This is a genomic window from Paenibacillus suaedae (assembly GCF_032337355.1).
Taxonomy (GTDB): Bacteria; Bacillota; Bacilli; order Paenibacillales; family Paenibacillaceae; genus Paenibacillus_B; species Paenibacillus_B suaedae.
Genome location: NZ_JAVYAA010000009.1, coordinates 98744 through 113149, shown reverse-complemented (window position 1 = coordinate 113149; position 14406 = coordinate 98744). Strand labels below are relative to the sequence as shown.

Annotated in this window: 10 protein-coding genes; all 10 read left to right on the top strand. The window is 48.2% G+C overall.

Features of this window, described 5'->3' with window-relative positions; genetic code table 11:
* Positions 1-4: 4 nt before the first annotated feature.
* The 10 genes from RQP50_RS26725 to RQP50_RS26680 all read left to right on the top strand — a co-directional run bounded on the left by RQP50_RS26725 (position 5) and on the right by RQP50_RS26680 (position 14373).
* Complete coding sequence (locus RQP50_RS26725; protein WP_315747246.1) at positions 5-3955, top strand: Ig-like domain-containing protein; 3951 nt, start codon at positions 5-7, stop codon at positions 3953-3955.
* A gap of 221 nt (positions 3956-4176) precedes the next feature.
* Positions 4177-6909: a stalk domain-containing protein gene (locus RQP50_RS26720; protein WP_315747245.1), complete on the top strand. Its 2733-nt coding sequence runs from the start codon at positions 4177-4179 to the stop codon at positions 6907-6909.
* Between the two features lie 61 nt (positions 6910-6970).
* Positions 6971-8131, top strand: a complete 1161-nt coding sequence (locus tag RQP50_RS26715) for a sensor histidine kinase (RefSeq protein ID WP_315747244.1) — start codon at positions 6971-6973, stop codon at positions 8129-8131.
* 8 nt (positions 8132-8139) lie between these two features.
* Complete coding sequence (locus RQP50_RS26710) at positions 8140-8859, top strand: response regulator (RefSeq protein ID WP_021257133.1); 720 nt, start codon at positions 8140-8142, stop codon at positions 8857-8859.
* 97 nt (positions 8860-8956) lie between these two features.
* Positions 8957-9394: a glycosyltransferase gene (locus RQP50_RS26705; RefSeq protein WP_315747243.1), complete on the top strand. Its 438-nt coding sequence runs from the start codon at positions 8957-8959 to the stop codon at positions 9392-9394.
* A gap of 273 nt (positions 9395-9667) precedes the next feature.
* Complete coding sequence (locus RQP50_RS26700; protein WP_315747242.1) at positions 9668-11809, top strand: helicase-related protein; 2142 nt, start codon at positions 9668-9670, stop codon at positions 11807-11809.
* Complete coding sequence (locus RQP50_RS26695; protein ID WP_315747241.1) at positions 11802-12704, top strand: ComF family protein; 903 nt, start codon at positions 11802-11804, stop codon at positions 12702-12704. The genes RQP50_RS26700 and RQP50_RS26695 overlap by 8 nt, the downstream gene beginning before the upstream one ends.
* Positions 12705-12912: 208 nt before the next feature.
* Positions 12913-13326 (top strand): TIGR03826 family flagellar region protein, encoded by a 414-nt coding sequence (locus RQP50_RS26690; protein WP_072729051.1) that lies wholly within the window; start codon positions 12913-12915, stop codon positions 13324-13326.
* 259 nt (positions 13327-13585) lie between these two features.
* Complete coding sequence (gene flgM, locus RQP50_RS26685) at positions 13586-13861, top strand: flagellar biosynthesis anti-sigma factor FlgM (protein WP_072729050.1); 276 nt, start codon at positions 13586-13588, stop codon at positions 13859-13861.
* Between the two features lie 14 nt (positions 13862-13875).
* Positions 13876-14373 carry a flagellar protein FlgN gene (locus tag RQP50_RS26680; protein ID WP_072729267.1) on the top strand — a complete coding sequence of 166 codons (498 nt, stop codon included), beginning with the start codon at positions 13876-13878 and terminating at the stop codon, positions 14371-14373.
* Positions 14374-14406: the final 33 nt, after the last annotated feature.

The following is a 14406-nucleotide window of genomic DNA, read 5'->3' as shown; positions in this document are numbered from 1 at the left end:
TAGAATGAAGAAATGGATTGCGGCCACAATGGCCTTCGTCCTTTTTTTAGGAGTGTTCGGATGGGGAGGTGTGCCCGAGGTGCACGCAGCTACCCCTCCTGCGATAGTCAGTTCATTGCCAGCTAACGGTGCGCAGGAAGTCTCGATCAATCCATCAAGCATACAATTTACGTTCAACGAAAAAGTATCCATGACGAATGGGTACATTACGGTAACGAACGAAAAAACAGGAGCACAGCAGCGCTTTGCTGAAACAAGTGCGGATGGAGTCGGAAAAATAGCATCAACTGATAACGTAACATTCCAACTGGAAGGGCTGCAGCCTTTTGAAGCTGGAACAAGATATGTTGTAAAAGTGGATGGAAAGCTCTTTTTGGGCGAAGCCTCTAAAGAACTGTCCACACCTGCAGAATGGGCATTTTCCACTAAATCCCAGCAGGAAGCGGCATCCTTCTCGCCACAAGGCCAAGGAATTGCTTTGCCTGCGGATGCACAAATTACGTTTAACCGTCCTGTCCAAGCGGGCCAAGGCAGCATCAAGATCAATAAGTTCAGTGACAACAGTGTCGTGAAGACAATCGCTGCGAAGGATTTCGTAGTGAATGGACTTACAGCAACGATGAAATTGGATGGATTAGAAGCCGGAACAGCGTACTATGTCACGATGGATGCAGGCGCCTTTTTGGATTTGGATGACGGGACTCCCGTAGCAGGCTTCTCAGGCAAGACGTACTGGAACTTTACAACGACGCCTGGTGTTGATACGAATCCACCGAAAATAACAAAGCGCTCGCTGGATGGGACAGCTGTCCCCCCACAGACACGCTTGGAACTAACATTCGATAAGTCGGTCTATCAAGTAACAGGCAATATTGTGATTAAATCAGATGGACGCCAAGATATTGTGCTCCCTGTTACCTCAGCGATAACGGGAGGCGGCTCTGCGGTTATTCAGTCCACGAATGTTCTGTCTTTAGAACCAAATCGCACATATGTAGTCTCAATACCCAAGGGAGCATTCCGTGATGCTGCTGGAAACCTGATGGAGGCTGTGGAATGGTCGTTCCGTACGCAATCAACGGATACAACCGCGCCAACGATTGTCAGCTTCGATCCATCGTCCGGCAGTGTGACTGTACCGGCGAACAAGACGTTAATTATAACCTTTAGTAAGCCAATTGTGTATACGGGAAAAGGTGTTGACTTGCGACGCAAATCCTACTCCTATTCAGAATCAGCCAGCGTATACGTGCGCAATTCGAAGGAGCTGTGGATTTATCCTGCCTCCAGCTTGCAGGAAAACACTGTGTATACGGTCAGCATTGCAAGGGGCGCCGTTAAGGATACAGCCGGCAATGAATTTGCAGGACTATCTGAATGGGCGTTTTCTACGGCAATTACTGACCGGAATCCGCCAGCAGTAGAAGATGTAACGATGTACAGCAACTCGTTAATTCAAATTCGATATAACAAGACGCTCGACAGCAACGTGAATCCGCCTTCCAACGAATTCACCGTACTAGTGAATAACGAGGAGCGGCGTGTCAGCAGCGCGTATACCTCTAGCAATTATGTCTATGTATCGCTAGAGAGCGGCGTTGCTGTAGGTCAAGACGTCAAGATTAGCTATGCGGCACGCTTCCGCGCGGTGCGTGATACGGTAGGCAATGTAGCTTCCAGCTTTAGCTCCCGTGCGGTAGAGAACAAGGTAGACACGACATTAACGAAGCTGCGAGATGGGTATATTTCCGGTTCTACTTTGTATTTATATTTTACAGATTCTCTGAAAAGTGTTTCTTCCTATGCAGACGGTCAATTTACCGTCACATACAATGATTCCACTGTAGGAATTGATAAACTATCGCATAACAGCAGCTCGTCTACCGTGACCTTGTCATTAAACCGTTCGGTATCGAACGGAGATATTGTCAAGGTCAGCTACACACCGGGCAATTATCCACTAGAGGATACCCGTGGCAGCAAGGTAGGAACAATCGATGAATTTTTCGTACGGAACAGCTATGACAATAAGCCGCCGGAACTGAAAGAGGTAACGGTACTTGGAACGAAGATGATTCTGAAGTACAACAAACCAATGGATAAGAACAACATTCCGATGAAGAACCAATTCTCGGTACTCGTGAATGAAAAGGCACGTTACGTCACGAAGGTTGAGATTAAGGAAAATCGAGTGGAACTGACTCTGCAATCGGCGGTATCGAAAACAGATCATGTAACCGTATCGTATGTAAGAGGAAATCCGCCGCTGCGCGATTGGAATTACAACTATGCATCCAACTTGAACCTTGTATCTGCTTCGAATTCGACTGATAGCGAAGCTGCGACTGTCCAATCGATAACCTGGAAGTCCCCATCAATCATCTTGACGTTTAACAAGCGGCTTGAATCGATGTCGTCGTCCTATTATCCGCAGTTTCTGGTCATGTCAGGCAGTCAGGCGATGAGTATTAAACAAGTAACTGCCAGTGGAACGCAAGTGACGATCGAGTTAATGTACCCGCCAACAGATGGAAGCAACTTAAGTGTGACCTACAATACAGGTTCTAAAGCACTTCAATCAGAGGCCGGAATCGAAATCAAGACATTCTCGAACTTAAAAGTAGGAACAACGGGCACAGGCACAGGTGGAACAACAGCAGGGTCGCTGGATAGCTATTTTGTAAAAAGCGACAAGGACAGCTCCTTCGGAGACTATGCGTATGTTCTGCTTCAGAATACAGCTCAAATTACCACTGACCGGACAAGCAGCGGAGTAACGGTCAATCGTTATACGCTTGATACTACTAAGGTGAAGACGGCATTTGAGTTTGCTGGCCAATCTCTGGATTCGGATAAGCAGCTTCGATTCGAAGTGCCATCCACAGAAGCGGGTGCGCGGGTCGTAGTGCCGTTAGCCGCTTTTGAAAAAGCATATTCGCGAACCGATGCGATCTGGTTTACCGTGAAGTATAAGGAAGCTGTATACGGAATATCGCTTAATCGCGATACGATGAGCAAGATCATCCAAAGAACGCAAGGATCAATCACGAATTCTTCGCTACTCTTTGAAATCGATCCGGTCAATGAAACAGCGACGATTACGAATGAGCTTACAAGTGTACAAGCGACAGCAATGGTGAAGGCTTATCAATTCGCGCTGTTCAATGTAGTAAACAATGGCACTGGTAGCGCGCTGAATATCGATACCGTTGTAAAAATGAAGTCTTCCCAATCAGTAACTGCCAGCCGGGCAGCATTAGTAGAGTGGATGAAGAATTACTCGAAATTAGGATACTTGCCAACCAAGGTGTCACGTGCAGGATTAGATACCGTAGCCATTACAAACATGGTTGGCACAAAGATTATTCTCTTTACGGTAGGGAAGCAATCCTTCATCGATTTGCAGGGACATTGGGCACAAGCGGATGTGACTGCCCTCGTATCCAAAATGATTATGAGTGGACGCAGCAGCACCAAGTTCGAGCCGAACAAGCCGATTACGCGTGAGGAATTTGCTGTCTCGATTGCTCGAGCGTTAGGTCTTGAACCAGATAGTGAAGCTGTCAAGCGTTTCCGCGATGTGAATCAAGGAGATATGACAGGAGCCTACATTGGTGCGGCCATCCGTTCAGGGGTAATTACGGGCTTCCCAGATGGAACATTCAAGCCGAAGCAATTTGTGACACGCGAGCAGATTACGCTTATGATGGTTCGTGCTGCACAAGCAGCAGGATATCGGATGTCCGCTGCATCGACAGATGTGCTGAAGTCATTCAAGGACAATAAGGAATTTACACGTGCAGGCGCAACAATCGTGGCACAGGCCGTACAGGATGGACTCATTCAAGGGGTTAGCACGAACCGCTTCCAGCCTAAGGGTTCAGCAACACGTGCACAGGCAGCCATTCTATTGGTTCGATTATTGAAAAAAGTAGATTATATTACGTTGGATTAATAAATAACAAGAAGGAAGTCCTGTCTACTAACGGCGAATAGCCCGGAAGGCAGGGCTTCTTTTTTTCATCCTGGCTTTGCTCAGGCATTATATCGTAAAATCCACCAAATACGTAACAAAATCGCAACTTTTTGTCGATTTTGGTAGTCTATATAATAGTAGAGTTGACACGCGAACATATTGACATTTATACATAATAGGACGAAATGGGAGAGAGACACATGGGCAAATCAAATCAAACTGTCCGCCACATCAACACAAGACGGATGGGGAAAAAGGCGGCAGCAGTCGTGCTATCCGGCGCACTGTTCATTCAGCCTGCATTTGGATGGGGAAACTATGTTTATGCGGATGCACCAATAGATTCGACTAGTGGGGATACATATGCAGCACCATTGAATTCATTGCAAAAGCTCAGCGAAGAGATACTTACCTCAGGTGCTAGATTGGTTACCTACCAATACGCGCTGCAGCGGGGCACGAAAACGTATAAGACTCGAATGAATGTGATTGAGGCCGACTTAAGCAATCCCTATATTAAGCTGGATGTCATGACAGGGAAGGACGGCAAGACAGCTACCGGGAACCCAGTCACGAAGATGACGAAGGAAACTGGGGCAGTTGCTGGTGTAAACGGGGACTATTGGATGATGGGCTCCGACCAAGTTCCAATGGGAGGCTCCATTTCGGACGGAGTCATGATTACAAGCCCTGCAGAGCTGACAGGCATGTATGCCTTTGCCGTCACGAAGAGTGGTACGCCTACCATCGATCAGTATCGCTTCACAGGAAATGTGGCCGTGGCGGACGGTCAATCGTTCCCGCTGTCAGGCATCAACAAGATGAAATATGATAAAGAGCCTGGGAAACAGCATAGTCATATCAATGCGATGTACATCTACACAAGCGCTTGGAAAGGAACGAAGCGGCCGAATGATACGACCACAACGCCTACCGAAGTACTTGTACGCAATGGGGTCGTAGAGCAAATCTCTAATATGGGTGCGCTGCCGATGGAGGTTCCTGAAGATGGCGTTATTTTGCGTGGACACGGGCAGGCTGCGGAATTCATGCGCCGCACAATGCAGGTAGGCACATCTCTCAAGATTGATTACAAACTGTTGTCTCAGTCGACAGGCCAATCCGTAGATCCGTCCTCCTTCCAAATGATGATAAGCGGTCATACGCTGCTCGTTGAGAACGGCAAGGCATCCAGCTTCACGCGTGATACGAGTGGCATTAGCGGCAGTGGTGTAACAGCTCGTACAGCAGTCGGCTACTCGAAGGATGGTCGTTACGCTTACATCGTAACAGCTGAATCGAACAGTGTAAGCTCGGGCTTTACATTGAAGGAATTCCAGCAGGCGCTTGTACAGGCAGGTATCTGGAAAGCGGTAAACCTGGACGGCGGTGGTTCCACAACGATGACGAATCGGCCATTAGGCGATTTCGATACGAAGCTGACACATGAAACCAAAGAAGGAGGTAACAATGTTCGTTCTGTTGTCAACGGTCTCGGTGTGTTCACGACAGCTCCAGCAGGCAAAGTGAAGGGCATGACCCTAAGTGGAGAAAAAACGCTATTTATCGGGCAGCGTGCAACATACAGCATGAAGGCCTATGATGAGCATTACAATCCGGTAGATGCTTCTAACTTGGATGTGAAATGGAGTGCTGCGGACGGCAAGATGAAGTGGGATAAGGATGCCTTCGTCGCTCAATCCTCAGGCAAGGCTACCATTGTAGCTACATCCGGAGGAGCGAAAACGACTGCAGAGGTAACGATCATCGGAGCGAAGGACTTATCAAGCCTGCAAATCGCTACCGGCTCAGCTCCACTAAGTGCCGGCGCAAGTGTTCCTGTTCCCGTGAAGGCTACCTTGCTGAATGGCAATCAGGCGACAGTACCTTCATCTGCTGTGAAATGGGAGATTCGCGGCTTCAACGGTAAGGTTGAGGATGGCGTGCTTAAAGTGAATTCGGTTCCAGAAGGATCGAAGATTGGCTATGCCATTGCCAGCTATGATGGCTTGAGAACTATGATTCCTCTGACACTTGGATCGGAGAAATTAATAGAGAATTTCAATCAAACAAATATGAGTGTCTCCTTCTCTGGATTGCCGAAGGGCAGCACGAAGGGACAAGTCAGCATCGAAGGCGGATTTGGCGGCCGCGGTGCGAATGACAAAGTATTGAAGCTGTCCTATGATATGAATGCAGGCGGCAGCGCTGATAAGTTTGCCTATGCAGAATTGAATGGTTCTACAGGCATGGAACTTCCTAATGGCACTAGCGGTCTGAAGTTCGACGTCTATGGAGACAAGAGCTTTACCAATTTGCGACTAGAGATCCATGACGCGAATAAGAAAATTCACTATGTAAATGTAGCAGAATCGATCAATTGGGAAGGTTGGAAGACGGTAGAAGCGGATTTATCGTCATTGGGTATTTCTTATCCGGCTAAGCTGAAACGAATGTATTTGGTTAACTTCAAGGAAGATCAGGACGAACGTGCAACAGAAGGAACAGTTGCATTTGATAACCTGATCGCACAGCTTCCTGCTGGTTCATCGGATGTTTTCCCTACAGCTACAATGAATTTGACTGTGAACAGCAAGTCTTCCAAGGTGAACGGTACTGTGAAGAACCTGGATGTAGCACCTATCGTGCTGAACGGTTCTACCTACGTTCCGGTACGAGTTGTGCTTGATGCATTTGGGGGCGAAGCACTCTGGAATGGTCCAGCGCAGACGGTCACGATTATGCGCGGTGAACGTTTCCTTGAAATGATCGTGAACCAAAAAGCATTCGTTCGCAACGGCTCTCGACTTGCATCGGATGTCGCACCTATTATTCGACAAGGTCGGACTTTAGTCCCGCTTCGCTTCGTATCGGAACAATTAGGCCTAACTGTAAAATGGGAGCAAAATACGAAGTCCATTACTATCCATTGATGTGGTATCATTAAGGTTGAAATTCCATTCATCCTTTTATGAACGAGGAGACCGAACGTTAGTGGATAATCAAGTCGATGTCATTGATCGCGTCATTAAGAACGCCATCAAAGTGATGGAAGAAAGCAAATATCAAATTTATGAAATATTGGATTCGTCTCGGAATGAAGCGATTGCCATGACAGCAGAACTGCAGATGGTTATGGATCAGACTGCTGAAATTTGTGATAAGGTGGACGAGCTGGAGCGGAACTATCGTCTAGCTCGTCTGCGTTTGACAGATGTGAGCCGTGATTTTGTCCGGTACACCGAAGAAGATATCAAGCAGGCCTATGAAAAGGCGACGCAGATGCAGCTTGAGCTGATGATGTATCGGGAGAAGGAAGGTTACCTGAAGACACGGCGGGACGATATTCAGAAACGATTGCGCGCGATTGAGGGCTCTGTGGAACGAGCAGAGACAATTGGCTCTCAGATGAGCGTTGCGCTTGAATATTTATCCGGTGATTTGAGTCAGGTAACACGTATTTTGGAATCCGCCAAAACTCGGCAGCTGCTCGGATTGAAGATCATTCTGGCACAGGAAGAAGAGCGGAAGCGGATCGCGCGTGAGATTCATGACGGCCCCGCACAATCCCTTGCTAATCTAGTGCTTAGGACGGAAATTGTAGAAAGAATGCTAAATAAGCAGGAATTTGAAATGGTGCAGAACGAAATAGTAGATTTAAAATCGCAGGTTCGTTTCGGCTTAGAAGAGATCCGCAAGGTGATCTTTAATTTACGTCCAATGGCATTGGACGATTTAGGGCTTGTACCGACTCTGCGCAAATTTATACATGACTATGAAGACAAGCACAGAATTAAGACTTCATTCGAGGTTAGAGGGCTGGAACGCCGGCTGCGCTCTGCGATGGAAGCAGCTATTTACCGGTTGGTCCAGGAGGCCTTCACCAATGCAGCGAAGCATGCGCATCCTTCTTACGTTACATGTGAATTGACGTATGACGAAGAGGAAGTACGCGTGATCGTTCGTGACAATGGCTTTGGTTTCAAGGTAGAGTCCCTGGAAGAAAAATCGAAAGAGCACGCTCATTTTGGCCTCCTGGGCATGCAGGAGCGGGTGGAGCTGCTCGAAGGCCGTATGGAAATTCATTCGGCGGAGAACCGTGGAACTCGCATCGTGATACAAATTCCGACGAATGTGGAGAAGAGAGAGGAGTAAGCAACCTTATGGAGAATCGTAAGAAGGACATAGAAACAATAAAAGTACTCCTTGCTGACGATCACCAGCTCTTTCGTGAGGGCTTGAAGCGTATATTGAATATGGAGGACGATCTGGAGGTCATCGGCGAATGCGGAGATGGCATTCAGGTGCTGGAATTTTGCAATAAGGAAGTGCCGGACGTTGTTCTGATGGATATTAATATGCCAATTGAGAATGGTGTGATCGCTACAGAACGATTGCGTGATATTTTTCCGGATGTAAAGGTAATCATCCTTTCGATACACGATGATGAGAGCTACGTATTCGAAACGCTGCGCAAAGGCGCCTCTGGCTATCTGTTAAAGGATATGGAGGCTGAGTCTTTAATTAATGCTATTCGTTCGGTTGTAACGGGGTATGCTTACATCCATCCGAAGGTAACGGGCAAGCTTATTCAGCAGCTTCGACGGATGACACTGCTTGACGGCAACGGAATCGTGAGCAGTCAATCGAGAGATGCAGGCGTGAAGTTCATTGCTGCGGAAGATAATCCACTGACAAGACGTGAAGCCGAAGTACTTCGCTTGATGGCGGAAGGCAAGAGCAACAAGATGATTGGCGAGTTCTTATTTATTAGTGAGAAGACCGTTAAAAATCATGTCAGCAGCATCCTACAGAAAATGGAGGTCGATGATCGAACCCAAGCGGTCATCAATTCCATTAAGAACGGCTGGGTAACCTTATAGTACACCGTCCCTAGAACTGAATCACAAGGCTAGCTGGCGTTTGTCCGTCACCTTGGCATCTATTGCGGCATACACTTGGTAGTAAGGAGGTGGCCGCATGATCGCAATGCTATGTTGGATTGTGGGATGCTTCGGAATCGCGGTAGCAGCCGTTCATCTGGCTCATCAATGGAGGCAGCTCGTACGCGGCGCTAGACCTGCGCCTTGGATGCATGTCGTGCTTGTGACGGAAAATGATGAACGCCATATCGAATGGGTGATTCGTGCGTATAGTTGGTTTGCTTGGCTGAAAGGACGCAAGCTGCATTTCACGTTTGTCGATAGCGGTTCCACGGACGCAACGTTTCCAATTGCTTCACGTGTAATGAGCGGCTACGATGTGAGCTGGAACTTACTTGTGATTCAAAGGAATGAGCTTGAAGCAACACTGCAAGGATTGAAGCAGCGAGCAGCGGAAGAGACATTAATTGTAATTGAGCCACGGAGTACAGAAGATTGGCGGAAAATTCCCTTCAAGGCTCGAAGTGCCTTGTAAGCGGTGTTGTTCGGGGAGATATGGAATATATTGAACCGAAAATACTACAAATACAGTTAAATTTGGGAAGTTTTCTGAAGTTTAGGGTTGTCAGAATCCGTCGATTCGTATACAATTTTATACAAATACGATAAGGCGCTGGGCATGAAGCACATGCCACCCGATTCCACGGGTGGGGTGTGCTTTTTTTGCGTAATTTGAGCAGATGCGCATCCAGATATCAAGCAGCAAGCATGCTCCGGTGAGCCGTATGGCGAAGGAGAGGGAATAGTCATGCAAGTAAGAATTTATGCCGTGCGCACGGAGTACGGATGGCACTCGGGCATCACTGTAGATTGGCGTGTTGATGTACGCTATTGGTTAGCAGGGGAAGGGAGCCTGTCCCGTGGGTCAAAACTCGTTGTTTTGCATCAGCAGCTGCCGATTCAAGTTGGCCTCGCTGTGCTGGAACATTTCAAGCCAAGCGAAGCTATGGAGCGTTGGGGAGAGCAGGGCTGGGTTCGTTATTTTGCTGATATTCTTTCCCCGTGTGTGGAGGAGTTTGAAGAAGAAGCTAAGCGGAGGCTGATGCAGGAGCACCTAGCTGTTGCGATTATCGAAGCGCCATATTCGGAGCCGACCTCCAAGCTGTTCGTCATGGAAAAGCAGAAGCCTATGTATCGGGTCGCAGAACAATCCGTAGCCTATGCAACAACACAATGGGATGCGAATTCATCTGGGCTGCCTGCTTCTTTCCTTGGGGAAGGTGTGTCTCAGGCAGGAGTATGGTCCGCATTGCATGCTGATGCTTATCGTATCGCCTATGGAATTTGTGGTCGATTGCTTTTGGATGAAGAATTGATTCAATTCCTGCGGGATGCGGGAGCGGAACATTTAATTGCGAGCAGATATTCGCTCATCCAGTGGGGGTGGCTGCATGGCTGGGTGGAGCTGAGGGCAGGGATGTCATTTACTCGCCGGGATGACGGCGGTAAGCTGCCTACTACTGCTAGCCGTATTTCCCCGCTGAAACGAGTCATGCGATCCCTCTATAAAGCCTCGGTTACGATTTGCTGCGGACGCTGTGGGGGTTCAGAGGGTTTAAGCAGCTCCACTTGCTCGACTTGCCATTCTTTACAATGCTGGACGTGTACACAATGCTTGAATGTGGGGCGCTGCCGGTCTTGTTCTATTTTGATTGCTGGCAAGCTGTATCGAGGTGACGACAGTGCCGCAGCGCTTATTTCGAATCGAGAGGAGCAGTTAGAGAAGTGGGGGCTGGCTCCAGCACAGTTAGAGGCGAGTAAACAGGCATTGAATTATATTGATGGAGTTCGTGCGAGGAACCAAGTTGTTAGGCTGTCTGAGATGAATACATCTGGAAGTAGAAGTACGGTACAGGGAACAAGGGGCAATTTGCGTAAGGGCGCCTTTTTATTATGGGCCGTAACTGGGGCTGGAAAGACGGAGATGATTTTTCCACTCGTGGAGGACACGCTGCTGCATGGTGGACGTGTATTGATTGCCACGCCGCGACGTGATGTTGTACTGGAATTGAAGCCTAGGATAGAGAAGGCGTTTCCTGCACAGAAGGTCGTTACGTTGTATGGAGGCAGCCCGGAACGGTGGCGAGATGGAGATATTACTATCGCGACCACCCATCAGCTGATTCGTTTCGAGGAGGCCTTCGAATTAGCTATTATCGATGAGCTGGATGCATTCCCTTATCATAATGATCCGATGCTGCAGCGTACAGCAGAACGCGCTTGTACGCCCGGGGGTGTGTTCGTCTATTTATCCGCGACACCGCCAGAGGCGATGCAGCAGAATGTTCGAAGAGGCAAGCTCTCTCATGCTAGGGTGCCAGTGCGTTTCCATCGTCATCCACTTCCTATCCCGATGAGAATCACAATGCCTTCGGTTGCTCAGTGCTTATCTGCACATGGGCTGCCAGCACTACTGCTGGCACGCATGAATCATTCGGTAAGTAGAGGTGCCCAGCTGTTTGTGTTCCTTTCTCGTATTCGTCAAGTAGATCCGCTTGTACGTCTGCTGCGCGAACGTATTCCCGGTGTCCATATCGATGGAACGTCAGCGGCAGATGAGAGCCGAGGGGATAAAGTAATTCAATTTCGAGAACGGAACATTCGTGTGCTCGTCACGACAACGATTCTGGAACGAGGTGTGACGGTACCGATGAGCGATGTATTCATTCTTGATGCAGACGATCGCTTGTTCGATGCAGCTTCACTAGTACAGATGGCGGGCAGAGCAGGGCGTTCGAAGGATGATCCTGCAGGATTGGTCGTGTTTGGCTCCCCGCAGTGGAATCGATCACAGCGGTCAGCAGTTCGGCAAATTCGGGACATGAATCGGATTGCAGCCAGAAAAGGATATTTGTTGTCAGGAGCGGTCAGGAGACAGCGGATTGGGTAGAAGAATGAGATGGGGTGACTTGCTGGAGAAGATATATGGCGGGATGCTTAGTCCGAGTCAGCAGGCATGTATCATTTGCAAAAGATCCATTCGGATGAACGATACAGCTCTACGTCCACTTTATCCCTACGAACAGAGCCTTATGTCTCTGGTGTGCTATAAGTGTGTCAATCTAATCCCATGGATTCGTGAATTAGGCTGTGCATATTGCGGGCGAGCGATCCGCTGTCCAGATTGTCAGCGCCATCCTTTGCGAAATGACGGTCTAAGAGCCAATCGAAGCGTGGTGCGATATGACGAACAAATGAAGCAATGGCTGTCTCAGTATAAATTCAAGGGGGATCGAGTGTATGAGTTGGTCATGGTCAGGATGATGCAGCTTGCCTATGAACCGCTGCTGTCCACCGTGTGGGAACGGCGACCAAGCATTAGAGATGGTGGGATCACTGCGTTGTTCCAGGGCAAGTTGGATGCGATTCTGCCAGATCTCATTACATATGTACCATCTACTCGGGAGCGTATCCAAGTTCGCGGATTCAATCAGGCAGAGCAATTCGCACGGGCGCTGGGGAGAGAATGGGGGAGGCCGGTCGTAGAGCTTCTGGCGCGCACACAGGATGCAGAGAAGCAGAGCAAGCAATCTCGAATAGGCAGGGAGCGAAGCATATCTAATGCGTTCAAGCAGCATCAATGGGCGGGGAGAAGCCTGCAAGAGGCCTGGGGTGCTTGTAAGGGGAGAGAAGGGAGCAACGCAGCTGAATTGCGGGTACTTCTTATTGACGATGTATATACAACAGGGAGTACGATAAGAGCCTATTCTCGCAAGCTATCGTCCTTATGCAGGGATCTTGACTGTCCGGTCTCGATTGTCAGCTATACGTGGGCGAGGGCATAGACGAAGAGGAGCGCAGTACGACTACTCGTCTCGGAGATGAGAGGCGATTACGGTTTGGAAGGCTGAGAATGAGATGCGTCCTCAAGCTTATAAGAGGCTGTTCCAGCTGGTATGTAAAGTGTGCAAGGCTTATGAATAAAAATTTGCTCGTCATCTGCCGAATATTGCGATATGATGAAGAAATGAAGCATCGTAGGAGGCGAATGACATGGAGCTGAGCAATTGTCTGCGCTGCGGAGTTCTTTTTGCCAAGGCGTTCCGAGATCTCTGTCCAAATTGCTTGAAAGAAATCGAACAGGAGTATGAACGCTGTGCTGCTTATCTGCGTGAAGCACGTCAAGCCACGATGCATGAGCTGAGTGAAGCAACAGAAGTAAGCGTTCGTCAAATCACGCGTTTTATTAAAGAAGGGCGCATTTCCATATATCAGGCACCGAATCTGACTTATGAATGTGAAATATGCAGCCAGCCGATACGCGAAGGGAATATGTGCGAATCTTGCCGAACTCGCCTTGTGAAAGAGCTTACACAGACAGTAGTTGGTACAGATGAGAAGAAGGAAGCTTCTCGCATGGGGGATGGCGCCTATCGTGTCATTGATACGAAACGGACACGCGAATAATTCAAATTTGGAGTTTGTCAATAACAAAACTCTCTGAAATGAGATTTTTTAGATTAAGTTCATAATATTCATGACAATACATCTAAATAATTCTTGACACTGCGCCGATAATCTTAGTAAAGGTTATCGGCTTTTCTTATTGATAAGATGGAATGAAGCAGTAATGAAGCAGTCAAAAGGCAATATTGAAAGATGTAATGGGTGCTTCATCAATGATGGATAACGATATAAGTTTGTCTTATGGAACGAGGTGAATGGGATGAAAATTAATGAAACACAGCGTCTTGGCGCGATCCAATATTCTCAGAAACAACAGGCAATGAATCGTGCATCGCAGAAGCCTTCCCGCAAGGATGAGCTGATCATCTCGACTGAAGCACAGGAAATGCTAGAAGCACAGAACCGGGTACATGATCCTGCTCGCAGTGAGCGCATTGCAGATTTGAAGAAGGCGGTATCTACCGGAACCTATCATGTGGAAGCGGACAAGATTGCAGAGAAGATGCTTCCATTGTTCCGTAAAGAGAACAAATGAGCGGAGGAACAGGTGTGAGTGTGCAGCGAATCATTGGATCGCTAACGCTTCTGAACGACTTGCACAAGCAGCTGCTTGATATTGCAGAAGAGAAGAAGCAAGTGATCATCAAGAACGACGTGGAAGGCTTGTCGCAGCTTATGACGAAGGAATCCAGACTGTTGAAGCAGGTTGCGGAGGCGGATGAGGAGCGGTTGCAGGCAACACAGGAGTTCATACAGGAGAAGGGCATACGATCCCAGTTGAATTTGACGGTGACGGAAATTGCTCGGCTTGTATTCCAAGCGGAGGAACGCGTGGAGCTGCTGAATATACAGCGGGATTTGTCCGATACCCTGCATAAGCTGAAGGAAAGCAATGTCATTATCCAGGAACTGTTGCAGCAATCGTTGTCCTTTGTCGAATACTCCTTGAATCTGTATATGAGCCGACCAGAGGATGAAGTTGTGTATCAACATCCAGCACAAGCCAGCTCGAGCACACCGCGCAGCATGTTCGACACAAGAGCGTAGAAGCAAGGATGAAAGCAGGTTATAAAGGTACAG

Bases quoted from the DNA above. Each gene is read 5' to 3' on its own strand.
- RQP50_RS26725 (WP_315747246.1), top strand. From the start codon at position 5: ATGAAGAAATGGATTGCGGCCACAATGGCCTTCGTCCTTTTTTTAGGA.
- RQP50_RS26720 (WP_315747245.1), top strand. From the start codon at position 4,177: ATGGGCAAATCAAATCAAACTGTCCGCCACATCAACACAAGACGGATG.
- RQP50_RS26710 (WP_021257133.1), top strand. From the start codon at position 8,140: ATGGAGAATCGTAAGAAGGACATAGAAACAATAAAAGTACTCCTTGCT.
- RQP50_RS26705 (WP_315747243.1), top strand. From the start codon at position 8,957: ATGATCGCAATGCTATGTTGGATTGTGGGATGCTTCGGAATCGCGGTA.
- RQP50_RS26700 (WP_315747242.1), top strand. From the start codon at position 9,668: ATGCAAGTAAGAATTTATGCCGTGCGCACGGAGTACGGATGGCACTCG.
- RQP50_RS26690 (WP_072729051.1), top strand. From the start codon at position 12,913: ATGGAGCTGAGCAATTGTCTGCGCTGCGGAGTTCTTTTTGCCAAGGCG.
- flgM (WP_072729050.1), top strand. From the start codon at position 13,586: ATGAAAATTAATGAAACACAGCGTCTTGGCGCGATCCAATATTCTCAG.